Below are 269 nucleotides of genomic sequence, written 5' to 3'. Positions count from 1 at the left end.
GTCTACGGTAATCGTCTGACCCTGCAACGCGATCGCTCCGACCGCATTCAGCGTCTGGACAACGGCGCCGGCCGCGCCCTGCTGTTGCGGTATGACCGCGCGCAACTGGTGGCAGTCGATTACCAAGTCTTTGTTCAGGGCGAGTGGACCACCGAACAAAACCTTGCCACCTACAGCTTCGATGCGCGGCAACGCCTGCTGGTCGCGACCAACGCGGTGGGCGACAGCGAACGCTACGACTACGACGATCACCACGTCATCCTCCAGCG

The 269-nt window shown here is 62.5% G+C and carries 1 protein-coding gene; it reads left to right on the top strand.

The features are described 5' to 3' along the window. The coding region (locus AAEY83_RS15390) for a hypothetical protein (RefSeq protein WP_351060302.1) at positions 1-269 on the top strand (269 nt) is incomplete at both ends.

The organism is Psychrobacter sp. TB20-MNA-CIBAN-0197, assembly GCF_040309765.1.
Classification (GTDB): domain Bacteria; phylum Pseudomonadota; class Gammaproteobacteria; order Pseudomonadales; family Moraxellaceae; genus Psychrobacter; species Psychrobacter submarinus.
Note: the sequence above shows the minus strand (reverse complement) of the source record. Positions and strands in the feature narration are given on the sequence as shown.